The sequence below is a fragment of the Solirubrobacter soli DSM 22325 genome, assembly GCF_000423665.1.
Classification (GTDB): domain Bacteria; phylum Actinomycetota; class Thermoleophilia; order Solirubrobacterales; family Solirubrobacteraceae; genus Solirubrobacter; species Solirubrobacter soli.
In genome coordinates this window covers 213,354-238,861 of sequence record NZ_KE384070.1, presented here as the reverse complement: position 1 = coordinate 238,861, position 25,508 = coordinate 213,354, and the positions used below count along the sequence as shown (strand labels likewise).

The following is a 25,508-nucleotide window of genomic DNA, read 5'->3' as shown; positions in this document are numbered from 1 at the left end:
GCCGGGCAGCGTCAGTTCGTGCCTGGGTCCTCATACCATGGTTCTACCCGCCGGGAACCCGTGGCTCACGAGACGCGTCGTCGTCGACGAGGCTGAACGCGGGCGAGCCGTACCCGGCGGACCGGCGGCCGGGGGTGCCGTCGGTCGACTCCGGCGCCGCACGGCGCGCGCCGCTGCGGGCGGCGCCGCGGCTCAGGCCGGAACGGATGCGCTCGCGCTGGGGGATGACCGTGTCCCGCGGGCGCTGCGCCGAGTGCGTGCCCGCGCGGAAGATCGCCCAGCGCTCGGTCAGCGCACCCGCGCTGACGAGCGCGCCGCCGGTGATCGCCGCGCCGCGCGAACGGGCGCCGCGGGCCGCGATCATGGCCGCGCCCGCCAGCGTCAGGGCCTTCGCCGCACTGTGGACCGCGGACCGTTTGTACGGCGCTCCGACGCCCAGCGCGCGCAGGCGGCGCTCCATCACCTGCGCGACCAGCACCTCGACCGCCGCGCCGCCGATGGCGAGCCGCCGCGCGGCCGACGCTTCCTCGACCGGCGACAGCAGCGTCAGCGCGGCCCCGGCGCTGGCCGCCGCGCCGCCGCAGAACACGAACGGGAGCTCGGCGCGCGCCTCGCGCCAGACCGGCACGGCGGTGTTGGCGATCAGCGCCGCGGTGTACGCGCTCAGCGGCAGGCCGAGCAGGCCCGACGTCACCTGCGCGGCCGTGCCGAACGCACCGAGCCGGCCGCGCGTGAACGCGTGCAGCGCGGCGGGAGCGGTGGCGGTGCCGAAGCCCGCCAGCACCCACGAGCCGATGCTCATCGGCGACGTCACCTTGACCATCCGCAGCATGTTCAGGAATCGCGACGGGACGCCCAGGTCGGAGATCAGCAGCGCGGGGCTGACGGCGCTGCCGGCGAGCGCCAGTCCCCAGGCCCGGCGCGCGATCGCGTCCTCCCCGCGCAGCCCCGACAGCAGCCCGAACCCGGCGCTCCCGCCCGCCAGCCCGCCCACATAGAAGTACAGCGGGATCTCGGGCGTCCAGACCGGCGGTTTGATGATCGGCCGCTCCTGGGCCGGGACGAGCTCGGGCCTCATCCGCGCCTCCACAGCACCGCCGCCGCCAGCGCGCCGCCGAGCGCGACCGCGGCGGCGCCGGTCGCCGCCCACACGCTCCGGATGTCGCGCAGCGGATCGACCGGGTCGGGCGGGAGCCGGTAGGTCTCCGGCTCGTCGAGGAGCAGGAAGAACGCGCCGAAGCCACCGACGCCGTCGTCATCGTCGGCCCCGTACAGCCGCGCGTCCACGAGACCGGCGTCCTGCAGCTGCGCGAGCCGCGCCTCGCCTCGCTCGCGCAACTCCTCGAGCTCCCCGAACTGGATCGAGTTGGTCGGGCAGGCCTGCGCGCACGCGGGCTCGCGGTCGTCCTTGAGCCGGTCGTAGCAGAGCGTGCACTTCCAGACGCGGCCGTCGTCCTCGCGCCGGTCGATCACCCCGAACGGACACGCGGGCACGCAGTAGCCGCAGCCGTTGCAGACGTCGGGCTGGACGACGACGGTCCCGAACTCCGTGCGGAAAAGCGCGCCGGTGGGACAGGCTTCGAGGCAGGCGGCGTGGGTGCAGTGCTTGCAGACGTCGGAGGCCATCAGCCAGCGCATGCCGTCGCCGTCCTGGTAGGTCTGCAGCCCGCTCTGCTCGACGATCGCGGCGTCGACGAGGTCGAGCTCCTTGCGCTGCTCGATGAAGGCGACGTGGCGCCAGGTGTTGGCGCCGAGGTCGATCGTGTTGTCGTAGGAGTCGCCGGTGAAGCCGTTCGGCGAGGCCGGCACGTTGTTCCATTCCTTGCAGGCGACCTCGCACGCCTTGCAGCCGATGCAGACGCTCGTGTCGGTGAAGAACCCCATGCGCGGCTGTGTCATCGCGGTCGCCTCCCGGGGCGCACGTCGCAGGTCAGCGACTTGTACTCGGAGATGTGGGTGTTGAGGTCGAGCGCCTGCGCCAACAGCTCATTGGCGGCGTCGCCGGTCACCAGGCCGTTCGCGCCCCAGTGGTACGGCAGGCCGACCTGGTGCACGATCCGCCCGTCGAGCTCGAGCGGCCCGAGCCGGTCCGTGACCATGACGCGCGCCTCGATCGCGGAGCGGGCGGTGCGGATCGTCGCCCAGCCCGCGTGCTCGAGCCCGCGCAGCGCGGCCAGTTCCGGCGAGACCTCGACGAACAGTTCGGGCTGCAGCTCCGCGAGGTACGGGAGCGTGCGCGACATGGCACCCGCTGTGTGGTGCTCCGTCAGCCGGTAGGTGGTCAGCGCGAACGGGAATTCGTGCGAAGGCGACACGTGGTAGCGATTGCCCGGCATCCGCTGGCGGGTCGGGTTGGCGTCGACGCCGTAGAGCGCGTTGTGCACGGGCGATTCCTCGGGCTCGTAGTGCGTGGGCAGCGGGCCGTCGACGAGGCCACTCGGCGCGTACAGCCAGCCGAGCCCGTCGGGGTGGGCGATGAACGGTGCGCTGCCGCGCAACGCCTCCAACCCGGTGGCGTCCTCCGGCGGGAGGTAGTCCGGCGCCTTGTCGGGCGTGAAGTCCGGGTCGTCGCCGTTGGACGTCCACTTGCCCTTCTCCGCGTCCCACCAGACGTAGCGCTTGCGCTCGGACCATGGCGTCCCGTCCGGCCGCGCGGACGCCCGGTTGTAGAGGATGCGGCGGTTGGACGGCCACGCCCACCCCCATTCCGCGGCGATCCAGTTCTGCTCGGTGTGCGGCTTTCGCCGGGCCGTCTGGTTGACGCCGCCGGCGTAGATCCCGGCGTGCAGCCATGACCCGCACGTGGTGCTGCCGTCGTCGGCCAGGTCCTGGTAGCTCGACACGCACGACCCGTCGGGCATGCGACCGTTGATCTCGCGCAGGACGGCGTCCGCGTCCGGCTCGTCGTGCTCGCCGAGCAGCGGGTAGTCGAGTGTCAGCGCGTTCAGCAAGCTGGAACCCGTGATGCGCTGTCGCAGCCGACGCGCCAGGTGGTAGGCGAACCACAGCTCCGAGCGGCAGTCTCCCGGTGGCTCGACCGCCTTGTGACGCCACTGCAGGAGACGCTGCGTGTTCGTGAACGTCCCCTCTTTCTCGGTGTGGGCCGCGGCGGGCAGCAGGAACACCTCGGTGCCGACGTCCTCGGCGCCCTCGACCCAGACGGTCGCGGTCTCGATCTCGAACAGGTCGCGCACGACGAGCCAGTCGAGGTTCCGCAACGCCTTGCGGACCAGCCCGGAGTTCGCCGAGCCGACGACCGGATTCTGACCCGCCACGATGAAGCCGCGGCAGTCGCCGTCGAGCATCTTCTGGAGCATCGCGTAGTGCGAGAAGTCGCCGTCGACGCGCGGCAGATGCTCGAACAGGTAGCCGTTGGCCGCCGTCGCCGCGTCCCCGAACCACGCCTTCAGCAGCGACACCGTGTACGCCTTCAGCTCGCCCCAGACGCCGGTCGAAGGGCCGTTGCGCTCGACGAAGGCGTCGAGGTCGCTCCGCGCCCCCGGATGTGGCATCGGGATGTAGCTCGGCAGGATGTCGTAGAGCGTCGGGATGTCCGTCGAGCCCTGGATGTTCGCGTGCCCGCGCAGGGCGAGGATGCCGCCGCCAGGGCGGCCGATGTTGCCGAGCAGCAGCTGGATGATCGCGCCCGCGCGGATGATCTGGACCCCGGTCGTGTGCTGTGTCCAGCCGACCGAGTAGACGAGCGCCGAGGTGCGGTCCGCCTTCGAGTTGCGGCACAGCGCGTCGGCGAGGCGCAGGAAGCGGTCGCGCGGGACGCCGCAGACACGCTCCACGTACTCGGGCGTGTAGCGGGCGTAGTGGCGCTTGAGCACCTGGAAGACGCACATCGGGTGCTCGAGGTCCATGTCGATCTCGGGCGGCTCGCCCTGGTCGAGCTCCATGCCGTGCGCGCCGTGCGCCTGATCGCCCGAGACGTCGCCGGTCTGCTCGTGCTTGTCGGCGGCCAGCGCGCCCTCGGTCCCGCGGTAGCCCCACGAGTCGACGAGGTACGCCTTGTCCTGTTCGTTCCAGCCGGAGAAGAAGCCATCGAGGTCCTCCGTGTCGCGGAACTGCTCCTTGAGGATCACCGGGGCGTTCGTGAAGTGCCGGACGTACTCGCGCAGCTCGCTGCCGGTGCTGAGGATGTGGTTGATGATCCCGCCCAGCAGGGCGATGTCAGAGCCCGTCCGCAGCGGGATGTGCAGATCGGCGATCGCGCTGGTGCGCGTGAAGCGCGGGTCGACGTGGAAGACCTCCGCGCCGCGCTCCTTGGCCTCGATCACCCACTGGAAGCCCACCGGGTGCTGCTCGGCCATGTTCGAGCCCATGATCACGATGCAGTCGGAGTTCTGCAGGTCCTGCTGGAACGTGGTGGCGCCGCCGCGCCCGAACGAGGTCCCCAGACCGGGAACCGTGCTCGAGTGTCATATGCGGGCCTGGTTCTCGATCGACACCGCGCCGATCGCCGTGAAGCTCTTCTTGAGGAGGTAGTTCTCCTCCGTGTCCAGCGTCGCGCCGCCGAGGAACGCCAGCCCGAGCGTGCGATTGAGCGGCTCGCCGTCGGCGTTCGCGTCCTCCCACGTCTGCTCGCGGGTCTCGGCGACCCGGTCGGCGATCATGTCCATCGCCGTCTCGAGGTCCAGCGACTCCCACTCGGTCGAGTTGGGGCGCCGGTACTTGACCTTCGTCAAGCGCGCGGGACTGGTGACGAGGCTCTTGCTCGCCGACCCCTTCGGGCACAGCCGGCCGCGCGAGATCGGCGAGTCCGGGTCGCCCTCGATCTGGATGACCTGCTCGTCCTTGACGAACACCCGCTGGCCGCAGCCGACGGCGCAGTAGGGGCAGATCGAGCGCACGACCCGGTCCGCGGTGGCCGTGCGTGCGACGAGGTGCTTCGAGCGCTTCGACTGCGCGGCCGGCCCGAGGCCGAGCCAATCGCGTCCGAGTTGGCGCAGGAAAGGCACGGCGGGGTCCTATCCAAAGGCGTCGTTCGTCAATCACGCGAAGATGAGAGCGACGTCGCGGGCGGCCGCTCCCCTCTTCGGGGGAGGGAGGCGCAGCCCGCGGTCAAGGTTCTCCTCGCCGCGACCGACACTGGCCGTGAGCGAACTTCAACCCCCTCCTCCGAAACGCTCAAACCCCCTCCCCCGCCGCGCCCACGGTCCGCTCGAACCCTCCGTCGAGCGGACCGTGTGTGAGGCTTTCCGCCGTGCTCGAGGTCGATCGTCTCGCCTCGGCGACGTTCGAGGTCGAGCGGTTCGCCGGCCACGTCGTCGACGTCCCACGCGCGCCGCACCGGCACGACTATCACGAGCTGTTCTGGACGCGGGCAGGAAGCGGCCACCACCTGATCGACGGCGAGCGCGTGCCGGTGGTCGCGAACGCGGTGACGATCGTCGGCCGCGGGCAGGTCCACGTGTTCGAGCGGGTGACTGGGCTCGACGGCGCCGTCGTGCGGTTCGGCGACGAGCTCCTGCACGCGGGACCCTCGGCGCGAGCGGACCCGGGCTGGCTGCTGGCGCGGCGGGGCTCGCGGACGATCGTCGTCCCCGAGGCCGACATCCCCGCGCTGGAGGCGGTCGTCGCGGCGCTGCATGCCGAGTCCCAGCGCGTGCCCGAGCCGCGCGGCGACGAGATCGCCCGCTACCTCGTGCTGACGCTGCTGCTGTGGCTGGAGCGCTCCTACGACGCGGGCGAGGGCGAGCACGACGACGCCGACACCGCGCTGTTCCGCCGCTTCGCGGGCGTGCTGGAGCGCGACTTCGCCCGCCACCACGACGCCCGCCATTACGCGCTCGCGCTGGCCGTCCCGCAGCCCGCGCTGACCCGCGCGCTGCGGGCGCTGACCGGGAACGGGCTCAAGGAGCTGATCGCCGAGCGGGTGCTGCTCGAGGGCGCGCGGCTGCTGCGGTTCACCGACCTCGACGTCGGCGAGATCGCCTACCGGATCGGGTTCGACGACCGGCTGTACTTCTCGCGCGCCTTCAAACGGCGCTACGGCCGCGCGCCGACCGAGTACCGGAAAAGTCCATACATCTGAGCGCTTCGGTCATTCCCGCCGAGCGCGTCGTCTCCGATGCTGGTGAGCGTGCGCAGACTCGCCCTGCTCCTCGGTGGCCTCGCCTCGGTCGGCCCGCTCTCGCTGGACATGTACCTGCCCGGGCTGCCGCAGCTCAGCGACGACCTCGGCGCGTCGGCGTCCGCGACCCAGCTGACGCTCACCGCGTGCCTCGCGGGGCTCGCGCTCGGCCAGCTGCTGGCGGGTCCGCTGAGCGACCGGCTGGGGCGCCGGCGGCCGGTGCTCGTGGGCGCGACGCTGTTCGCCGCCGCCTCGCTCGCCTGCGCGCTCGCACCGTCGGTCGAGGCCCTCGTGGCGCTGCGCTTCCTCCAGGGCCTCGGGGGCGCCGCCGGGATCGTCGTCGGGCGCGCGATCGTGCGCGACCTCTACGAGGGGGATGCCGCCGCGCGGCTGTTCTCGTCGCTGATGCTCGTGGGCGGGATCGCGCCGATCCTCGCGCCGATCGTGGGCGGGGTGCTGCTGGCCGTGACCGACTGGCGCGGCGTCTTCGTCGTCCTCTCGCTCGTCGCCGCGGCGCTACTGGCCGCCACGGCCCGCGGCCTGCCGGAATCGCTCGCGCCCCGCACCGACCGTCGCGGCGGCGGGACCCGCGCGGTCCTGCGCGACCGGCGCTTCGTCGCCTACGCCCTCTGCAGCGGCCTGATGATGGGCGCGATGTTCGCCTACATCGCGGGCTCGCCGTTCGTGCTGCAGACGATCTACGGCCTCAGCCCGCAGCTCTACGCGCTCGTGTTCGCCGTCAACGGGCTGGGGATCGTCGTCGCCTCCTACGCGAGCCGGCGGCTGATCGGCCGCGCGACCCCGGCCCAGCTGCTGTGCGTCGGCGTGGCGCTGGGCGCGGCCGGCGCCGTGCTGCTCGGAGCCGGCATCGCCGTCGACGCTCCGGTCGGCGTCGTCCTCGTCGCGCTGACGCTGGTCGTGTCGAGCATCGGGCTCGTCAACCCCAACGCGACCGCCCTCGCGCTCGCCGACCACCCGGCCGACGCGGGCGCGGCGTCCGCGCTGCTCGGCACGTCGCAGTTCCTGATCGGCGCCGCCGCCGCGCCGCTCGTCGGCGTCGCGGGCGCCGCCGACGCGCTGCCGATGGCGCTCACGATCGCCGCCGCGATCACCCTCGCCGTCCTGGCCCTCGCCACGACCCGCGTCCGTGTCACCGATGCGTCGAGCGCGCTCAATACCGTGTAGGGCGTGCGGATCGTCACCTGGAACGTCAACTCGATCAAGCAGCGGGTGCCGCGTCTGCTGCCATGGCTCGACGAGCGCGAGCCCGACGTCGTCTGCCTGCAGGAGACCAAGCTCGCCGACGACGCGCTCACCGAGTTGCTCGGCGGTGAGCTCGAGGCCCGGGGCTACGAGCTCGCGGCCCACGGCGTCGCGCAATGGAACGGCGTCGCGATCCTCTCCCGCGTCGGCCTCGAGGACGTCGTGCGCGGGCTGCCCGACGGTCCCGGCTTCCCGGGACCCGAGCCGCGCGCGGTCTCGGCGGTCTGCGGCGGCATCCGCTTCATCTCGGTCTACGTCCCGAACGGCCGGGCCCCCGACTCCGACCACTACCGGTACAAGCTCGAGTGGCTGCGTGCGCTGCGGGCCGACGTCGCCGCCGGCGACCCGTCGACGACCGTCGTGCTCGGTGACATGAACATCGCGCCGACCGACGAGGACGTCTTCGACCCCGGCGCCTACGAGGGCCACACCCACGTGACCAAGCCGGAGCGCGATGCCCTCGCCGAGCTGCAGTCGACCGGGTTGCACGACGTGGTCCGCGACCGCTGGCCCACCGAGCGCGTCTTCTCGTACTGGGACTATCGCGCGGGCATGTTCCACCAGGACCTCGGCATGCGGATCGACCTGGTGCTGGCGGGCGACGCGGTGGCCGAGCGCGTGAAGGCCGCGTGGATCGACCGCAAGGCGCGCAAGGGCAAGGGCCCGTCCGACCACGCGCCGGTGATCGTCGACCTCGACGAGGCGCCCGACGGAGACATCGGCCCGGTCGTCCCCCCACCCTCGGCGCCGGTCACCAAGCGCGGCGCCAAGAAGCTCCCGCAGTCGCTCCCGGATTAGGGTGTGACGATGTTGAACCAGAACTCGAACTCGTCGAGCAGCTCGACGAGGTCGCGCAGCGCCTGAGGGTCGCCCTCGAGCCTGGCCCGTCCGTCCTTGATCTGCTGCGCGATGTCGGCGGTGCCGAGGATGACGCCGTTGAGGTCGCTGCGGTCGATCACGACCGTGGCGTCGGCGCCGTCGACCGGCCCGCGGCGGTGGCTGAGCGCGCCGTGGCGCAGCAGCATCGTCCACGTCTCCCCGAGGTCGGGGAACTCGCAGACGATCGTCAGCCGCCGGTCGCCCGCGCGCTCGCCGTTCAGGCGGACGGCGAGGTAGTCGAAGAAGAGCGTGACGCTCATCGAGCTCACGAGGTCGTGGCTGGCCGTGGAGGGCGCCGGCAACACGCGCACGCCCGCGCGCAGCTCCGCGGCGGCGCTGAGGTAGAAGTTGCGCCACGGGCCGGACTCCGACTGGTAGCCGAGCTGCTCGAGCGCGTCCGCCTGCAGCTCGCGGGCGGCGCGGTTGTCGGGGTCGGCGAAGACCACGTGGTTGACGACCTCGGCCACCCAGCGGTAGTCGCCGCGCTCGAACGCCGCGCCTGCCTTCGCGACCACGGCGTCGGCGCCGCCCATGAACTCGACGTAGCGCTTGGCGGCCTCCTCGGGCGGATGCGTGTGCAGGTTGGCGGGGTTGCCGTCGAACCAGCCGAGGTAGTTGACGTAGGTCGCCTTGACGTTGTGGTTGAGCGAGCCGTAGTAGCCGCGCATCGCCCAGTGGCGTCCCAGCTCGCCCGTGAACTCGATCCGTTCGGCGATCTCGGGCGGGGTCAGGCCGTGGTTGGCCAGCCGGAGCGTCTCGTCGTTGATGAACCGATACCCGTCGCGGGCCATGCCGAGGAGCTCGAGCACGCGCTCGCGTCCCCACGCGGGCCAGTGGTGCATGCCGAAGAGGACCTCGGTGCGGTCGCCCCACAGCGAGATCGTCCGCTCGAGGTACTTCGACCAGGCCAGCGGGTCGCGGATCTTCGTGCCGCGCAGCGAGTAGGTGTTGTGCAGCGTGTGGCAGCAGTTCTCGGCCGCGGTGACCGCCTTGAACTGCTCGATGAACCAGTGCATCTCGGCGGGCGCCTCGCTGTCAGGCGCCATCATGAATTCGAAGTCCAGGCCGGCGAGCGTCATCCGCTGCCCGGTCTCCGAGACGATGTCGGTCGGCACGATCAGCCCGACCGTCCCGAACGACGTGGACATGCCGAGCCCGGCGCCGACCTGCCCCCGCGGGTCGGCGGGCAGCAGGTTGCCGTACATGTAGCTCGCCCGCCGGCTCATGACGTTGCCCGCCAGCACGTTCTCCGCGACCGCCGCCTCGAGGAAGCCCTCCGGGGCGACGATCTTGACCTTGCCGGCCTTCACGTCGGCCTCGTCGACGATCCCGCGGACGCCGCCGAAATGGTCGACGTGGCTGTGTGAGAAGACCACGGCGACGACCGGCTTGCGCGGCCGGTGCTGGTAGTAGAGCTCGAGCGCGGCTGCCGCGGTCTCGGTCGAGATCAACGGGTCGAACACGACGATCCCGTCCTCGCCCTCCGCGAACGTGATGTTCGACAGGTCGAGCGTGCGCACCTGGTAGAGCCCGGGAACGACCTCGTAGAGCCCGCCCTGCACGACCAGTCGTGTCTGCCGCCACAGGCTCGGGTTGACCGTCGCCGGCGCCTCCTCGTGCTCGTGGATGAACGCGAAGCGCGAGAGGTCCCAGACGAGGCCGCCGTCGGCGCCGCGCACACGACCCTCGTCGGGCAGCGGCGCGATCAGCCCGCGCGCGGCCTCCTCGAAGTCCCGCGTGTCCTCGAATGGCAGCTCCCCGAGCAGTGCATCGTTCGCCGCTCGCGTCGCCGGTGTCGCGTCCGCCCGCCCCAGCTCGTCCCGTCCGCTCATGCCGGCGGACGTTCGCGGCCGATTGGTGGGCGCGCATCACCCACTTCAGGTGACCCGGACCGTCAGGCGGTCACTCGGACCGGGGTGCCGGGCGGGGCGTCCCTGAAGAGCCGCAGCAGCGCGGCGCGCGGCACGCGGACGCAGCCGTGGCTGAAGGCCTTGGTCGTCGCCGCGGGTGGGACGCCGTGGATCGCGACCCGCGACGTCTTCGTCCCGTCGCCGTAGGCGGAGAGGACGAGGACGCGCGCGCCGTAGACGCCGGCGAAGCGGGACCCGTCGATCCGGTCGGTGACCTGGAAGGTGCCGAGCGGGGTCGGGGTCTCGTCGCCGCCGAGCACGACCGGCGTGCTCCAGCGCGAGCCGCCGCCGATGACGCTCAGCCGCCGCGCGGACCGGTCCAACTCGACCCGGAACCGGCGATACCCGGCGCGCCGCGTGTCGCGGGCGCGTACCCACCCGACGCCGCCGCGCCCGTCCTCGACCGCGACCTTGATCCAGCCGCCGCGCCGTTGGCGCACCCACAACCGCAGTCGCCCGCCGTAGGGCGTCCGCGCCCCGAGCCGCACGAGCGCCCGCCCGTCCGGCGCGCTGTGCACGACGATGCCCGACGCGTGCGCCGGGCCGACCGTCTCGGTCGCGCCCGAGGGCGCAGTCAGAGCGGCGGCGGCGAGGGCGGCCACCAGTCCGGCATCGAGCGGGGGCACAGCACCAGTGTGCCGATCACCAGCCGATAACGCCAGCGCGACCACCGCGAATCACCGGTCCGTGGAAGAAGGGCTGGCTCTGACGGGGAGTCGTACCGTGACGCGGAGCCCGCCATCGGTCCGCGGCGTCAGGCTCAGGGTGCCGTCGTGCGCCTGGGCGATGCTCTGGACGATGGCCAGGCCGAGGCCGACGCCCGCGTGGTCGGTGCGGGTGCGCATGGAGCCGCGCTGGAACGGCTCGGCCAGCGTGGCCACCACCTCCGGGGAGAGCGTCTCACCGGTGTTCTCGACGGTGAGCGCCACGCTGTCGGGCTGAGCGCTGGTGGTGACCCAGACGGCGCCGTGGCCCGGCAGGTTGTGGACGATCGCGTTGTGCACGAGGTTCGTCGCCAGCTGCTGCAGGAGCGCGGGTGAACCGAGAGCGCGGGCCGTGTCGCCCGAGGTCTCGATCGTCGCGCCGCGCTCCTCGGCGAGTCCGAGCAGCGTCTCGGTGGCTTCCTCGGCGATCAGCGACAGGTCGACGGGTTCGCGGACGAACGATGCCTGGTCGGCGCGGCTGAGCAGCAGCAGCGCCTCGGTGAGGTCGATCGCCCGCGTGTTGACGAAGTGCAGGCGGTCGACGAGCTCGTCCTCCCCACGGCTTTGATCGTTGCGGGCGACGTCGAGCAGCGTCTGCGTGATCGCCAGCGGGGTGCGCAGCTCGTGCGACGCGTTGGCGGCGAACCGCTGCTGTTCGGAGACGTGGGCCTCGAGCCGCGCGAGCATGGCGTCGAAGGCGTCGGCGAGCTCCCGGAACTCGTCGTTGCGGCCCTCAAGGCGGATGCGGTGCGACAGCGAGCCGGTCGCCGCCAGGCGCGTCGCGTCCGTTATGCGCTCCAGCGGAGCGAGCATGCGACCGGCCAGGAGCCACCCGCCGACGAGGCCGAACACGAGCAGGAACGCCATCACGGCGGCCGCCCGCGGCGCGAAGACGTGCAGGAGGTTGGAGCGGACGGGAAAGGGACCCGGGAGGGGCGCGTTCGCGACGCGCAGGAACGCGCGATCGGGGACGTAGCGCAGGAGGAACAGCCATACGGCGCCCAGCAGCAACGCACCGGCGAGCATCAGGAACCCGGCGTAGCTGAGGGTGAGTTTGAGGCGGACGCTCAAGTGTCGATGCGGTACCCGGAGCCGGCCACGGTCGCGATGATCCACGGTTCGCCCAGGCGTTTGCGCAGTCCTGACACCGTGATGCGGACGGCGTTGGTGAACGGGTCCGCGTGCTCGTCCCACGCCTGCTCCAGGAGCGCCTCGGCGCTGACGACGCCGCCCTCGGCGGCGACGAGCACCTCGAGCACGGCGAACTGCTTCCGGGTCAGCGCGACGTAGCGGCCGTCGCGGAAGACCTCGCGGCGGAACGGGTCGAGCCGCAGCCCCGCGATCTCGCGCACCGGCGGCCGGCTGTGGGCACGGCGGCGGTCGAGCGCCCTGAGCCGCAGCACGAGCTCTCGGAGGTCGAACGGCTTCGTCAAGTAGTCGTCGGCGCCGAGCTCGAACCCGGACGCCTTGTCGTCGAGCCGGTCGGCGGCGGTGAGCATCAGGATCGGCATGCCGCTGCCCGAGGCGACGATGTGCCTCGCGATCTCGTCACCGGTGGGGCCGGGGACGTCCCGGTCGAGGACGGCGATGTCGTAGACGTTGATCGCCAACAGGTCCAACGCCGCGTCGCCGTCTGGAGCGATGTCCGCCGCGATCGCCTCCAGCCGCAGCCCGTCGCGGATCGCCTCCGCCATGTACGGCTCGTCCTCAACCAGCAGCACGCGCATCCTCCGAGGCTACGAGCTCACGCATATCGGCGGCATATCGAAAAGGCCATACGCGCCCGCAACAGCCCGCGGCCTTGACTTGCGGCGTGATCTCCATCAGACGACGACCGCTGGTCGCCCTCGGGCTGGTCGCCCTGATCGGCGCCGGCTGCGGCTCGGACACGCCGTCCGAGACCAGCACCGCCACGACGACCGCCACCGCCTCGACCAAGAAGCTCACCGCCCAGGAGAAGGGGGTGAAGTTCTCCGAGTGCATCCGCGCGCACGGCGTCCGCGACTTCCCCGACCCGAACGCGAAGGGCCAGTACGAGTACGGGGTCAGCGTGACCCCCGCGGTGTGGAAGCAGGCCACCACCGCGTGCAAGGCCCTGCAGCCGCCGGGGACGCTGAGCTCCAAGCGGACCCCCAAGGAGCAGTCGGCGAGCCTGCGGATGGCCCAGTGCATCCGCGCGAACGGCGTCAAGGACTTCCCGGACCCCGTCAACGGTGAGCCGCTCGTCAACACGTACAAGATCCCGTCCTCCAACCGGCCAGGCGGCATGGACATCCTCAACGCCGCCCTGGCGAAGTGCAAGAACGTCATGAAAGAGGCGCTGGGGGACCAGAAGTGAGGCTGTGGGCGGCGGCCGCGGCGGCCGTGCTGGGCGCGGCGATCGTCGGTGTCGTCCTGCTGTCCGGAGGGGACCATCCGGCCGCGGCCGCACAGGGACCCGCCGCCGACACGGTCAAGGTCGAGCGGGGCGCGCTCTCGGCGATGGTCTCCCAGGGTGGGACGCTGACCTACCGGGCGCGGTCGGACGGCTCGCCCTACCCGGTGATCAACCAGGCCCGCGGGGTCTATACGAGCCTGCCTGAGAACGGCGACAAGGTCGCGTGCGGCGACGTCCTTTACCGGGTCGACGAGAAGCCGGTGGTGCTGCTGTGCGGCGCGATCCCGGCCTACCGTGACCTGCGCGTCGGCGAGCGCGGCAAGGACGTCCGTCAGCTCAACCGGAATTTGCGCGAGTCCGGCAGCGGGTTCACTTCCAAGACGTCGAAGGCGCTCGAGCGCCTTCAGCGCGACAAGGGCATGCGCGTGACCGGGAAGCTCGCTCTCGGGGAAGCGGTCTTCGTGCCCGAGCCGATCCGGATCGCCAAGGTCACCGGTCTGCTCGGGGAATCCGCGCGTCCGGGAGCACCCCTCCTGCAGGCCACCTCCGACACGCTGCACGTCCAGGTCAACCTCGATCCCTCCCAGCAGGGCGACGTCAAGAAGGCCGATCGCGCCCGGATCACGCTGCCGGGCAACACACCGGTGACGGGTCGCGTCGAGGGGTTCGGGCGCGTCGCCGAGGCCCCGGCCGAGCAAGGGAGCGCGGCTGCCGACGCGACGATCCCGACCTTCATCCGGCTCGACGACCCGGCCCTGGCGAGCGGGCTCGACAAGGCCCCGGTCGACGTCGACATCACGACCAAGGGCGTGGACGACGCGCTCAGCGTCCCGGTCACCGCGCTCGTCGGCACGTCCGGAGGCGGGTACGCGGTCGAGGTCGTGCGCGCCGGTTCACGACGCGAGCTGGTCGCCGTGCAGCTCGGCCTGTTCGACACCGGCAACGGGCGCGTCCAGGTCGAAGGCCGGTTGACCGAGCACGACGTCGTCGTGGTTCCGTCGATATGAGCGACGCCGTCCTAGAGCTGGACGACGTCACCAAGGTCTACGGCGAGGAGCCGCCCGTGTACGCCCTGCGCGGTGTCTCCTTCTGCGTGCGGCGCGGTGAGCTGGTGGCGATCGTCGGACCCTCCGGGTCGGGCAAGTCCACGCTCCTGCACGTCGTCGGCACGCTGGAGCGCCCGAGCAGCGGCGTCGTCCGCATCGGGGGCGTCGACGCCGCGCAACTGGACGACCGCGAGGTCTCGCGGCTGCGGGCGCGGGAGATCGGCTTCGTCTTCCAGCAGTTCTTCCTCGCCGAGCACGCCACCGTGCGCGAGAACGTCGCCGACGGGCTGCTCTACGCCGGCGTCCCCACCGCCGAGCGGTACCGGCGCGCGGACGAGGCGCTCGAACGCGTCGGCCTCTCGCACCGCGCGACGTTCAAGCCCACCAAGCTGTCCGGCGGGGAGCGGCAGCGGGTGGCGATCGCCCGCGCGCTCGTCGGCCGCCCGGCGATCGTGCTCGCCGACGAGCCGACCGGCAACCTCGACAGCACGACCGGCGCGTCGATCATGGAGCTCATCCGCGAGCTCAACGCCGACGGCGCGACGATCCTGATGATCACCCACGACGCGGGCCTCGCCGATCAGCTGCCGCGACGGATCCGCGTGCTCGACGGCCAGGTGGTGACATGAGCGTCAAGGACCGGCTGCGGGTGGCGAGCGTCGGCCTGCGGGCGCGGCCGTTGCGCGCCGCGTTGTCCGCGCTCGGGATCGCGATCGGGACCGCCGCCATCGTCGCGGTGCTCGGTCTGTCGTCCTCCTCGCAGGCCGGGCTGCTCGCGGAGATCGACCGGCTCGGCACGAACATGCTCACCGTCGAGGCCGGCCAGAGCATCACCGGCCAGCCGTCGAAGCTGCCGGTCGAGGCCCCGGCGCGCGTCACCCACCTGGACGACGTCCAGCTGCTGGCGCACACCGCGCTGGTGAAGGGCAAGAGCGTCTACCGGAGTCGCTTGATCCCCGAGACCGACACCGGCGGGCTCCAGGTGCGCGCCACCAGCCTGAACCTGCTCTCCGTGCTCAACACCGGACTCGCCCGCGGCGTCTGGCTGAACCCGGGGACCGCCCGCGAGCCGGTCGCCGTACTCGGCTGGGTCGCGGCGCAGCGGCTGGGCATCGACCGGCTCTTCCCCGACCAACGGATCTGGCTCGGAGGCCAGTGGTTCAACGTGGTCGGCATCGTCAAGAGCTCGCCGCTCGCGCCTGACATCGACCTCAGCGCGCTGATCGGCTACCCGGCCGCGGAGGAGTATCTCGGCTACGTGAGCCTCGTCCAGGGCGAGCGGCAGCCCGGCCCGCCGAGCTCGATCTACGTGCGCGCGGAGACCGACCGTGTCGCGGCGGTGCAGTCGCTGCTCGCGCCGACCGCGAACCCCGAGGCGCCGAACGAGGTGAACGTCAGCCAGCCGTCCGACGTGCTCACCGCCCGCGCCGCCGCCGCGGGGGCGTTCGACAGCCTCTTCCTCGGGCTCGGCGTGGTGGCGCTGATCGTGGGCGCCGTCGGCGTGGCCAACATCATGATCATCTCGGTGCTCGAACGCCGCTCGGAGATCGGCCTCCGCCGCGCGCTCGGCGCGACGAAGGGCCAGATCCGGGCGCAGTTCCTGGGCGAGTCGATCCTGCTCGCTGTCATCGGCGGCGTCGTGGGCGTGCTGGCGGGAGGCATCGCCACGGCGGTCTACGCGAGCTCGAAGCACTGGGCGATCGTGATCCCGGTCGAGGCGTGGACGGGTGGCATCGCGTCGGCCCTCCTGATCGGCGCCGTCGCCGGGCTGATGCCGGCCGTCCGAGCCTCCCGGATGTCGCCCACCTCGGCGTTGCGGACGGCCTGAGCGCTACCAGCCGTAGCGCAGGTGCTCGTAGCGGGCGACCTTCGCGCCGAGCCGGGCGCCCTGGATGTCGGCCGTGCGGAAGTGGATGCCCGCCCACACGCGCGCGTCGATCATCTCCCGCAGCACGTCCGAGAGGCGGGTGAAGCTGCGGGTCGTGCCGGACTTGGTGCTGGTCGCGCTGAACGCGACGTGGTCGGTACCGAAGAAGCGCTGGAGCGCGGGCACGATCGCGCCGGTCGCGCAGTTGTGGCCCGAGGGGTGGTCCGGGAACGGCGGCGTGACGAGCGGGGGCTGCGCGGCCACCGGCGTCGCGGGATCGAACAGCGGCAGCCATGCCGGGTCCGCCTCGGTCGCGGGGTTGCCGTCGCCCGCCGCCTCGCGGATCGCGGTGATCGGGCGCCAGAAGTTCCAGTGGTACTTGTCGTTCCAGCAGCCGATCGCGGCGTCGGCCGCGGCGAGGTCGGTGATCGCGAACAGGCGGGCGCTGTCGGCCTCGCCGAGCCGCCGGTCAGCGGCGAGCGTGCGGAAGATCCGGTTGAACAGGCCGAAGATGGGTTCCTGCCAGAAGATCGCCGCGTCGGTCTGATCCGCCGTCCGCGTGGTGCTGTGGAGCGCGCCGACGGTCTTGATCTCGTTGAAGTCCCGCGCGTAGGCACGGCTGGTGAGGGCGTTGGGGCCGCGGCTGCGCAGCCACTGGGCGTTGCCGACCAGGAACGGTCGCACGTTGCCGACCCACGGTGCCGGGTCCAGCGCGCCCGCCGGCGGCGTCGGTCGCCACGCTCCCGGGGTGGTCCCGATCGGGATCGTGAACGGGCTGAAGCGGCCGTCGTCGGCGCGCGCGGCGAGCATCGCCGCGGCCGCGGCCTCACCCACGGCGATGCCTCCGGCTCTTGCGCCGGCGGGGATGTCGGCGACCGCCGCCATCGACGCCTCGTAGCGAGCTTGAAGCGTTGCCTGCTGTGTGGGGAAGAGCGCGACGAGGACGCGGAACGCCGCGGTCGCCGCCGCCGCGTCCTCGGAGTCGGTGCGGCGCGCGGGCGGAGCGACGAGGTACGGGCGGTGCCGGCGGTCGATCGCGTTGACGGCGTCGTAGACGGCGCCCTGGACCATCGCGAAGCTCAGGGCCGAGACCGGCGGCGGCTGCCCCGCCGTGCCGACGATGGAACTGGACGCGATCTCGTTCCAGTCGGTGACGGTGTCGGCCCGCGCCACACAGGGCACGAGCAACGAGCCGACGACCGCGGCGAGCAGGCCGAGGCGGCGGGTCATGCCTTCGCCGCGACGGGATGCGAGCGGACGATGCGGACGGCGGCGATCACCAGGACGACGGCGAGCGCGGCGGCGACGAAGAGCAGCGGGCTCGGCCCGCTGGAGACGGCCTGTCCGGAGGTCGTCAGCGGTTCGCGGTCGTAGAGCGGCCGGGCGGAGGCGGCCGCCGGCAGGGTCAGCATTGCGACAGCGATGGTGAGGGCGTACAGGACGGTGCGGGTGCTCATGGGAGCCTCCTGATCGGGAACGACCCCGATACTCCGCCTGCTCGTGACTCGCGACCATGGGCGGGCGGAGGTCAATCGCCTTCGCGCCGGGCAAGCACGAACTTGCCTTCGCGACAGGCTTGCCCGGTGGCAAGGAACGCCTTGCCGCCGGTCAGCTCCGCACCGCCCGAGCGGGTATGGCGCGCGCCGCGCAGGTGGGCCACGCTCGCGCTGTGCGCTATCCGCCGAGCTCAGTCAGCGAGACCGCCCCACGGCGCAGCGCCTCGTTGGCCAGCCGTGAGCGCCGGTGCGCGTCCCCGTGCGCGACGCCGAACTTGTCGTACAGGTTCGCGAGGTGCTGCTTGACCGCGGCCTGGGTGATCACGAGATCGTCGGCGATCGTCCTGGTCGACGCCGGCTCGGTGAACATGTCGCGGGCGAGCAGCGGCCGGCAGAGCGAAACGAGCACGTCGCGCTCGCGGGGTGTCAGCGTGGGCGCCGCGATCTCGGCCTCGGTCACCGCACCGGCGGCCGTGAGCGGGTCGTGGAAGACCAACCGGGTCTGGCCGATGCGGATCTCGTCGCCGTGTCGCAATCGTCGCGACGCCCAGATACGCTCGCCGTTGACCCACGTCCCGTTCGACGAACCGAGGTCGGTGACGCACCACCCTGCCGCAAACCGCTCCAGCACCGCGTGGAGTCGGCTCGCGGTCGCGTCGTCGACTAGCGAGACGTCGTTCTCGGGCGCCTTGCCGACGGTCGACCGGTCCGCCACGAGATCGAGGCGCTCGCTGCGGACACCGGTGATCACCTCGATCTGCGGTGACACACGGGCGAGTCTAAGGCACCCGCCGTGCTGACCCTCGTCAACGACCGGTACGAGGTGCTGGCGCTCCGCGGCCAGGGCGGCGAGGCCCAGATCGTCAAGGCGCTGGACCGCCGCCATGACCGTGTCGTGGCGCTGAAGATCCGGCCGGTGCCCGACGCCGCGTCGCGCGCGGAGTTGCTCACCGAGGCGCGCATCCTGCTCGCCCTCGCACCGCATCCCGCGCTGCCGCTCGTGCGCGAGGACTTCTTCGACGGCGACCGCTACGTGGTGGCGATGGACTGGGTCGACGGCACCGACCTGGCGACGCTGTTGGCCGAGCGCGGGCGCCCCGGGCTCGCGCCGTCGAGCGTCCTGGGCTACCTCGCGCAGGCCGCGGAGGCGCTCACCCACCTGCACACCCACACGCCGCCCGTGATCCACGGTGACGTCAAGCCGTCCAACCTCATCCTCACGCGGCGCGGCCGGATCAAGCTCGTCGACTTCGGCCTGTCATCGGCGCCGAACCTGCCGCTCCGGCGGGCCGGGACCCCGGGCTACCGCGCCCCCGAGCTCGCCGCCGGTGCGGGCCCGTCGCGTGCGGCGGACGTGTACGCGCTCGCGGCGACGGCGTTCGCGCTGCTGACGGGCGGCGCGCCGGCGGGAGTGCTTCCGAGCTGGGAGGGGATCGACCCCGCCCAGGCCGAGCAGCTCGAAGCCGCGGTGCGGCTCGGCATGGCCACGGTTCCGGCACGCCGGCCACAGAGCGCGGGCGAGCTGGTGGAGCGTCTGCGGGCGGGCTGGGCGGCCGCGCTGCCGACCGGCGTGGTGACGCTCTGCCTGTCCGACGTCGACGGCCACTGGGGCGAGGACCCGGCGGCGATGGCGCGCCACGACGAGCTGATCGCGGGCGCCATGGCGCGCCACGGCGGCAGCCTGGTCGCCTCGATGGGCGACGCGACCGTCTCGGTCTTCGACTCGGCGCCGGCCGCGGTCGCCGCGGCGCTGGAGGCCAACCGCGAGCTCTCGCTCCCGGTGCGCTGGGGTCTCCACACAGGCGAGGCCGACCGGCGCGACGACTACTCGGGCCCCACCGCGAGTGCCGCCGCGCGCGTGCGTTCGTATGCCGACGGCGGGCAGGTGTTCGTGTCGGCCGTCACGGCGGAGCTCGTCTCCCGGCACCTCCCCGACGGCTGCACGCTCGTCGACGTCGGACCGGATGGCGCGCGGGCCGTGCGCGGTCCGGGCGCGAGCGCGCCGCTGGCCGAGTGTCCGTATCGCGGCCTGCCGGCGTTCGAGGACCGCCGCTTCTTCTTCGGCCGCGAGGCAGTGGTCGCCGACGTGATCCGCCGCCTCGAGCCCGGCCGGCTGCTGGCCGTCGTGGGTGCCTCGGGAAGCGGCAAGTCCTCCCTGCTGCGCGCGGGCGTCGTCGCCGCCGTGCGCGCCGGCGAGGTCGACGCCTTCACGCACGCCACGTTGCTCGTGCCCGGCGCCGATCCGGTGCTCGATGTCACTGACGGGTGCGATCGACTGCTCGTGGTCGACCAGTTCGAGGAGCTGTTCACGCTGTGCGCTGACGCCGACCGGCGGCGGGCGTTCATCGACGGCCTGTTGGCGCTCGACTGCGCGGTCGTCATCGGGGTTCGCGCGGATGTCTATGCGCGGCTGAGCGGCCATGCCGGGCTCGCGCGCGCCGTCGCCGCCAATCAGGTCCTGCTCGGACCCATGAGCGCCACCGAGCTCGCGCGCGCGATCACCGAGCCGGCGCGGCTCGCGGGCCTGCGGCTCGAGCCCGGACTGGTCGAGCTCGTCCTGCGCGACGTCACCGACGAGCCCGGCGCGCTGCCGCTTCTCTCGCACGCGCTGCGGGCGACGTGGGACCGCCGCGACGGCCGCACCCTGACGGTCGCGGGCTACCGGGCGAGCGGCGGCGTCGCCACGGCCATCGCCCGCACGGCGGACGCGGTCGTCGACGCGTTGCCGGAAGAGCAGCGCCGGCTGGCACGCGGCGTGTTCCTGCGCATGACCGAGCTCGGTGAAGGGCTCGAGGACACGCGGCGGCGCGTGGCGATCGACGAGCTCGTCCCGGAGCACGCCGATCCCGCGAGCGCCGACGCGCTCCTGCGGCGCTTGGCGGACGCGCGCCTGGTCACGCTCGACGCGCGCACCGCCCAGGTCGCCCACGAAGCGTTGATCCGCGAGTGGCCGCGGCTGCGGCAGTGGCTCGACGAGGACCGCGCGGGCATGCGCGCGCACCGCCAGCTGGGGCAGGCCGCGCGGCTGTGGGACGCCGGCGGTCGCGAACCGTCCGACCTCTATCGCGGCGCACGCCTGGACGCGGCGAGCGAGCCCGCCGGCGAGCTGAACGCGACCGAGCGCGCCTTCCTGGACGCGAGCGCCTCCGAGGCCGGCCGCGAGCGGCGCTCCCAGATCCGGGCCAACCGGCGGCTGCGCGCCCTGCTCTTCGCGGCGACGCTGCTGCTCGGCGTGGCGATCGCCGGCGGCGTGCTGGCGCTGGGCCAGCGCGACAAGGCGCGGCGCTCGCAGGCCGCCGCCGAGGGGCAGGCGCTGAGCTCGGACGCCGAGCGGATGGGTGCGCTCGCGCTCGGCGAGCCGACCCTCGAGCGTTCTCTGCTGCTCGCCGCCGCCGGGGTCACGCTCCAGGATCGGCCCGAGACGCGCGGCGCCCTGCTCTCGATCCTGCAGCAGAACCCGGCGGCGATCCGCACGCTCCGGCTGTCCGACGCGCCGGTGTACTCCTTCGCGGTCAGCCCCGACGACCACGTGCTCGCCAGCGGGGACGTCCATGGGGTGGTGCGCTTCATCGACCTGCGTACCTACAAGCCGGCCGGCGACGCCGTCAAGCTGCCCGAGCCGGTCTCGGTGCAGGCGATCCGCTTTGCCCCGAACGGGCGCACGCTGGCCGTGGGCACGCGCTCGGAGAATCACTCGGGGCTCTACCTCATCGACGTCGCGCGGCGGCGGTGGCACCGGATCGGGTCGTGGTCGGGCGGCGTCGGGCCGGACCAGTTCATCAACCTCTCGTTCGCCTTCTCGCCGGATGGACGGCGGCTCGCAGCCGGGCTGGCCAACTGGAACTGGCCGGATACCTACGGGCCGATAGCCCAGCGCTTCATGCTGTTCGACGGCCGCACCGGGCGGCGGCTCTGGCGGCGGCAGTATCCGTTCCGCTACGGCCAGATGGAGGCCCGCGTCCTCTTCAGCCGTGACGGCGCCTTGATCACCTCGGCGCCGCGGGGCGCGACGCTGGTGTGGGACGCCCGCAGCGGACGGATCGTGCGCCGCTTCCCGATCGGCGGCCGGCCGGGGATCTCAGCCGACGGGCACACGCTGGCGCTGGCCCTCAACAGCTGGCACGCGATCGACCCGAGCGCCGCCATCGCCCTGCTCGACCTGCGCACCGGCCGCGTGCGGCACTTCAAGGGCAACCTGCCGACCGAGTGGATCTACAGCCTCGGCTTCTCCCGCGACGGCAAGCAGATCGTCGGGCCGTCGTGGGGCGGCGTGCACATCTGGGACATCGCCAGCGGCGAGGTCGTCGACACCTATGGGGCGCAGGGCGGCGCGGCGGGTGGGAACACGGACACCGTGATCGACCGGCGCGGGCTCGCGTTCTTCACCTCGGGCGAGGGGAGCCTGACGGTCTGGGACCCCGAAGGCACTCGCCGCGTCGGGCGCAGCTCCCCCAATGACGCTTCGCGGTGCTCGAGCGATGTCTGCTGGGTCACCGACGCGCACAGTCCGGTGATGGCGGCCGGCCGCCTCGACGGGACGACCGGACTGCGGGACCCGCGCAGCGGACGGGTCGTCGCCGTCCTGCCGGCGCGCGACGGGACGCCGCCCGCGCAGCCGGTGTTCCTGCCCGGCGGCCGGCGGCTGGCGACCGGCGGCGACGCCGGCACGGTGACGATCTGGGACGTGCCGACGCGGACGGTCGTGCAGCGCCTGCGGTACTCGAAGCCCGTGCTGAGGCTGGCCGTGTCACCGCACGGGACACTGCTCGCCGTCGCGCAGCCATCGCAGGTGGAGGTGCGCGCCCTGGACACCGACAGAACGCTCTACACGCGGCCGATCCGGTTCGGTGCGGGAGGACTGGCGTTCACCCGAGACGGGCGGGAGCTCGTCATGTCCGACTGCTGCGATGCCGGCGCGGCCGTCATCGCCTTGGACGCGCGCTCTGGCGCGCTGCGGTTCAGTCGCGGAGTGACCGAGGACACCCCTTCCTTCGCGCTCTCTCCGCGGCAGCCGATGATCGCGGTCGGCACCTCGGATGGGCGCGTCCTGTGGTGGGACGTGCGGACCGGCCGAACGCTGCGGACGCCGACGAAGGTCACGGCCGCCCAAGCGGGGGAGCTCGCGTTCTCGCCCGACGGGCGCCTGCTCGCCGTCGTTGCCGCGCCCCTCGCGCTGTGGGACGTTGCGACGCGCAAGCGCGTCGGCAGCGGCTACCCCGAGGAGAAAGCGTGGGTGCCGGGGATCGCTTTCAACCCCGATGGCCGGCTGCTGATCTTCGGGCTCACCGCAACGAGCGAGTGGCCGACCGACCTGCCGACCCTGCAACGCTCCGCCTGCCAGATCGCCGGCCGCGACCTCACGCCTGACGAGTGGCGGGAGGTGCTCCCGAACCGGCCGTATCGTCACGTCTGTCCTCGCTGAGGATCTCGACGTAGCCGTCGGTTCCGTGCACGCGGATTCGCTGCCCGTCGCGGATCAGGCGGGTGGCCTGTTCGACCCCCACGACGGCCGGCAGGCCGTACTCGCGGGCGATAACGGCGCCGTGTGTCATCAGGCCGCCGACCTCCGTGACCAGGCCGGTGATCGCGACGAAGAGCGGCGTCCAGCTCGGGTCGGTGTAGGCGGTGACGAGGATGTCGCCCGGTTCGAGATCGGCGTCGGCCATGTCGTGGATGACGCGCGCGCGTCCTTCGACGGTCCCCCCGGAGACCGGGACGCCGAGCAGCGCGCCGGCGGGTGCGTGACCGCGCTTGTACGTCCCGGTGACGGCCTCGCCATCCGACGTCAGCACCCGGGGCGGCGTCAGCGTTCGATAGGTCGCGTGGTTCCGTTTGCGCTCTGCGATGAGCCGGCGGTCGACGTGGTCGGCGCGGACGGCTTCCTGGAACTCCTGGAAGGTGAGGTAGAAGACGTCGGTGGGGTCGTCGAGCGGCATGCGCCCGGCTTCAGCCAGGAGGGCCTGCTTGTAGATGAAGTAGCGGCGGACCATGCCGTACTTCGGATACTCGCGGTAGCCGATGAACGTGCGGACGCGGTCGATCATCCGTTTGACCTCGTCGGCCTTGTGCTCGCCCTCGGGGAGCGCCTGCAGCCGCTCGAGCACGTCCCGCTCGGACTCGCGAGCCCGTTCGCGCCCCTGCTCGAAGCGCCGCTCGCCCGCGCCCGGCTCGAACTGCTCGATGTTGCCGAGGATGATCGGGACGAGCGTGGACGGACGTTCGCTCCAACGCGCTCGCGTGATGTCGATCTCGCCGGCGCAGCGCATGCCGTAGGTGTCGAGGTAGGCCTGGACGGCCGCTCGTGCTCCCGGCCCGCCTGGGATCTCGGACAGCTCGTCGAGGAAGTCGTCGCCTTGAACGTGTCGCAGGAAGTCCACGACCTCCGGATACGGGCGGATCGCGTCCGCGACGTCGAGCAGCGCCAGCCCCATCTCCGATGTGACATTGCCGGGGGCGGACTGCGTCAGCGCGTCGGCCGCGTTCTTGTCCCCCAGCCACGCCTCCAGCTTGTCGTTGAGCCACCACGTGGCCTCGATCCCCGCCATGATCACCTGAACGCTGACCGGGTCCGACAGCAGTCGCTTGAGCTCCTGGATGTCGGTGAGGATGAAGTCGAACAGCGCCGCGCCGGACTGCTGTCGGATGTCGCGCTGGAGGGCGGCGACGGACGCCTGGTTGCGGTCGATCAGCTGGGCGACGATGGCCGGGTCGGTCTCGATCGGGGTCGGCGCGACCCCACGCGGCGGGGTCTTCGGGAGCTCGTCCGGGGTCGACGCGATGAAGTCGCCGCGGTCGAGGATCTGCTGCAGCGCGTCCTTGATCAACGGGTCCTTCCCGAGGGCCTCCAGCGTGGCCGCGCGCGTCGCCGGCGATGCCAGTCGCGGCGCGATGTCGACGAACAGCCTTCCCGCTGCCTCGTACATGCGCGGGATCGCCACCAACTGGTGCACCGAGAGCCCGAGCGGCTTCATCGGGTCGGTCATCATCTGCTGGTGACCGACGGAGATGTAGACGTGGTTCCGTTCGTCGCCCGCGTCGGGGATCGGAAACAGCGACGTGATCGGCCGGCTCTGGACGAAGTGGAAGTCGTCGTCGGCCAGACACCACTCGATGTCCTGCGGGCGCCCGAAGTGCGCTTCGATCCGCCTGCCCAGCCGGACGAGCCTCGCCGCCTGTTCGCCCGTCAGCGCGGCCTCGGGGTTCACCAGTCCGGAGACCAGGGCCTCCCCGAGTCCGCGGACCGCCTCGATCGTGGCGACCTTCCGGTTCCCTGTGACCGGATCGGCCGTGAAGATGACGCCCGACACGTCCGGGATGACCATCTCCTGCACGACCACGGCCATCCGGACCTTGCGGTGGTCGAACCCGTTGTGCAGGCGATACGTCACGGCCCGCTCGGTGAACAGCGACGCCCAGCACCGGCCGACGTGCTCGAGGATCGCAGCGCTTCCCGCGATGTTCAGGTAGGAGTCCTGCTGACCCGCGAACGAGGCGGTCGGCAGGTCCTCCGCCGTCGCACTGGACCGAACGGCATAGGCGGCGCCGGGGTCGAGCGCTTCGACGATCGCGGCGGCCACGTCGTCCGGGATCGCGACCGCCTCGATGCTCCGGCGCACCTCCGCGCTCAGGGTGCGGATCGCTTGGGTGTCGTCGGCGCTCACCCGCGACAGCTCGTCGATCGATGACGCTTCACACATGATCCTTTCGAAGGCGCGCGTCGTCACACAGAAGCCAGCCGGAACGCGAATCCCGTCGATCCGCGACAGCTCCCCGAGGTTCGCCCCCTTGCCCCCGACGACCCCGACCTGCGTCACGTCGATGTCACCCAAAGCCACCACGTAGCGGTCCATCGTGTTGCTCCCCACCTCGCTTGCGGCGAGCGAGTAT

Annotated in this window: 20 protein-coding genes; 8 read left to right on the top strand and 12 right to left on the bottom strand. The window is 72.2% G+C overall.

The window, feature by feature from the left end:
- Positions 1–43: 43 nt before the first annotated feature.
- Genes G569_RS53845 through fdh form a run of 3 tightly spaced genes read right to left on the bottom strand, consistent with a single transcriptional unit; the run spans position 44 to position 4,964 of the window.
- Positions 44–1,078, bottom strand: a complete 1,035-nt coding sequence (locus G569_RS53845) for a polysulfide reductase NrfD (RefSeq protein WP_157592505.1) — start codon at positions 1,076–1,078, stop codon at positions 44–46.
- On the bottom strand, positions 1,075–1,899 hold the full coding sequence (locus tag G569_RS0134005) for a 4Fe-4S dicluster domain-containing protein (RefSeq protein ID WP_037501133.1): 825 nt from the start codon (positions 1,897–1,899) through the stop codon (positions 1,075–1,077). The genes G569_RS53845 and G569_RS0134005 overlap by 4 nt, the downstream gene beginning before the upstream one ends.
- Positions 1,896–4,964 (bottom strand): formate dehydrogenase, encoded by a 3,069-nt coding sequence (fdh, locus tag G569_RS53840; RefSeq protein WP_306765323.1) that lies wholly within the window; start codon positions 4,962–4,964, stop codon positions 1,896–1,898. The genes G569_RS0134005 and fdh overlap by 4 nt, the downstream gene beginning before the upstream one ends.
- A gap of 230 nt (positions 4,965–5,194) precedes the next feature.
- On the opposite strand from fdh, the gene G569_RS0133990 reads away from it, so the two are divergent.
- Genes G569_RS0133990 through G569_RS0133980 form a run of 3 tightly spaced genes read left to right on the top strand, consistent with a single transcriptional unit; the run spans position 5,195 to position 8,140 of the window.
- On the top strand, positions 5,195–6,040 hold the full coding sequence (locus G569_RS0133990; protein WP_084285993.1) for a helix-turn-helix transcriptional regulator: 846 nt from the start codon (positions 5,195–5,197) through the stop codon (positions 6,038–6,040).
- A 48-nt stretch (positions 6,041–6,088) separates the two neighbouring features.
- Positions 6,089–7,264: a multidrug effflux MFS transporter gene (locus G569_RS53835; RefSeq protein ID WP_245602642.1), complete on the top strand. Its 1,176-nt coding sequence runs from the start codon at positions 6,089–6,091 to the stop codon at positions 7,262–7,264.
- Between the two features lie 3 nt (positions 7,265–7,267).
- Positions 7,268–8,140, top strand: a complete 873-nt coding sequence (locus G569_RS0133980; protein WP_037501129.1) for an exodeoxyribonuclease III — start codon at positions 7,268–7,270, stop codon at positions 8,138–8,140.
- Here the strand turns inward: G569_RS0133980 and G569_RS0133975 are convergent.
- The 4 genes from G569_RS0133975 to G569_RS0133960 all read right to left on the bottom strand — a co-directional run bounded on the left by G569_RS0133975 (position 8,137) and on the right by G569_RS0133960 (position 12,562).
- Positions 8,137–10,053, bottom strand: a complete 1,917-nt coding sequence (locus G569_RS0133975; protein ID WP_037501126.1) for an alkyl/aryl-sulfatase — start codon at positions 10,051–10,053, stop codon at positions 8,137–8,139. The two genes, G569_RS0133980 and G569_RS0133975, sit on opposite strands and share 4 nt — an antisense overlap.
- Positions 10,054–10,115: 62 nt before the next feature.
- Positions 10,116–10,757, bottom strand: coding sequence for a L,D-transpeptidase (locus tag G569_RS0133970; RefSeq protein ID WP_028066722.1), 642 nt, complete (start codon positions 10,755–10,757; stop codon positions 10,116–10,118).
- Positions 10,758–10,808: 51 nt separating this feature from the next.
- The gene (locus G569_RS0133965) at positions 10,809–11,906 is read right to left on the bottom strand and encodes a sensor histidine kinase (protein WP_028066721.1); all 1,098 of its coding nucleotides are present in this window, start codon (positions 11,904–11,906) and stop codon (positions 10,809–10,811) included.
- Positions 11,903–12,562, bottom strand: coding sequence for a response regulator transcription factor (locus tag G569_RS0133960; RefSeq protein ID WP_028066720.1), 660 nt, complete (start codon positions 12,560–12,562; stop codon positions 11,903–11,905). Before G569_RS0133960 ends, G569_RS0133965 begins: the two co-directional genes overlap by 4 nt.
- An 86-nt stretch (positions 12,563–12,648) precedes the next feature.
- Between G569_RS0133960 and G569_RS0133955 the strand changes: the two genes are divergently transcribed.
- Genes G569_RS0133955 through G569_RS0133940 form a run of 4 tightly spaced genes read left to right on the top strand, consistent with a single transcriptional unit; the run spans position 12,649 to position 16,086 of the window.
- A complete protein-coding gene (locus G569_RS0133955) occupies positions 12,649–13,173 on the top strand; it encodes a hypothetical protein (protein WP_028066719.1) in 525 nt (174 codons plus the stop codon).
- A complete protein-coding gene (locus G569_RS53830; RefSeq protein WP_053227385.1) occupies positions 13,170–14,219 on the top strand; it encodes an efflux RND transporter periplasmic adaptor subunit in 1,050 nt (349 codons plus the stop codon). Before G569_RS0133955 ends, G569_RS53830 begins: the two co-directional genes overlap by 4 nt.
- A complete protein-coding gene (locus tag G569_RS0133945) occupies positions 14,216–14,887 on the top strand; it encodes an ABC transporter ATP-binding protein (protein WP_028066718.1) in 672 nt (223 codons plus the stop codon). Before G569_RS53830 ends, G569_RS0133945 begins: the two co-directional genes overlap by 4 nt.
- Positions 14,884–16,086, top strand: a complete 1,203-nt coding sequence (locus tag G569_RS0133940) for an ABC transporter permease (RefSeq protein ID WP_028066717.1) — start codon at positions 14,884–14,886, stop codon at positions 16,084–16,086. The genes G569_RS0133945 and G569_RS0133940 overlap by 4 nt, the downstream gene beginning before the upstream one ends.
- Before the next feature lie 3 nt (positions 16,087–16,089).
- Here G569_RS0133940 and G569_RS0133935 read toward each other — a convergent pair whose 3' ends face one another.
- The 4 genes from G569_RS0133935 to G569_RS0133925 all read right to left on the bottom strand — a co-directional run bounded on the left by G569_RS0133935 (position 16,090) and on the right by G569_RS0133925 (position 18,390).
- On the bottom strand, positions 16,090–17,355 hold the full coding sequence (locus tag G569_RS0133935; RefSeq protein WP_028066716.1) for a vanadium-dependent haloperoxidase: 1,266 nt from the start codon (positions 17,353–17,355) through the stop codon (positions 16,090–16,092).
- Positions 17,352–17,582 (bottom strand): hypothetical protein, encoded by a 231-nt coding sequence (locus G569_RS0133930; protein ID WP_028066715.1) that lies wholly within the window; start codon positions 17,580–17,582, stop codon positions 17,352–17,354. Before G569_RS0133930 ends, G569_RS0133935 begins: the two co-directional genes overlap by 4 nt.
- Positions 17,583–17,653: 71 nt before the next feature.
- The gene (locus G569_RS66165) at positions 17,654–17,785 is read right to left on the bottom strand and encodes a hypothetical protein (protein ID WP_306765319.1); all 132 of its coding nucleotides are present in this window, start codon (positions 17,783–17,785) and stop codon (positions 17,654–17,656) included.
- Between the two features lie 14 nt (positions 17,786–17,799).
- Positions 17,800–18,390: an FHA domain-containing protein gene (locus G569_RS0133925; RefSeq protein WP_211233165.1), complete on the bottom strand. Its 591-nt coding sequence runs from the start codon at positions 18,388–18,390 to the stop codon at positions 17,800–17,802.
- Positions 18,391–18,414: 24 nt separating this feature from the next.
- On the opposite strand from G569_RS0133925, the gene G569_RS0133920 reads away from it, so the two are divergent.
- Complete coding sequence (locus G569_RS0133920) at positions 18,415–23,043, top strand: nSTAND1 domain-containing NTPase (protein ID WP_028066713.1); 4,629 nt, start codon at positions 18,415–18,417, stop codon at positions 23,041–23,043.
- Here the strand turns inward: G569_RS0133920 and rph are convergent.
- Positions 22,979–25,471, bottom strand: coding sequence for a rifamycin-inactivating phosphotransferase (gene rph, locus G569_RS53825; RefSeq protein ID WP_037501387.1), 2,493 nt, complete (start codon positions 25,469–25,471; stop codon positions 22,979–22,981). The two genes, G569_RS0133920 and rph, sit on opposite strands and share 65 nt — an antisense overlap.
- Positions 25,472–25,508 lie beyond the last annotated feature (37 nt).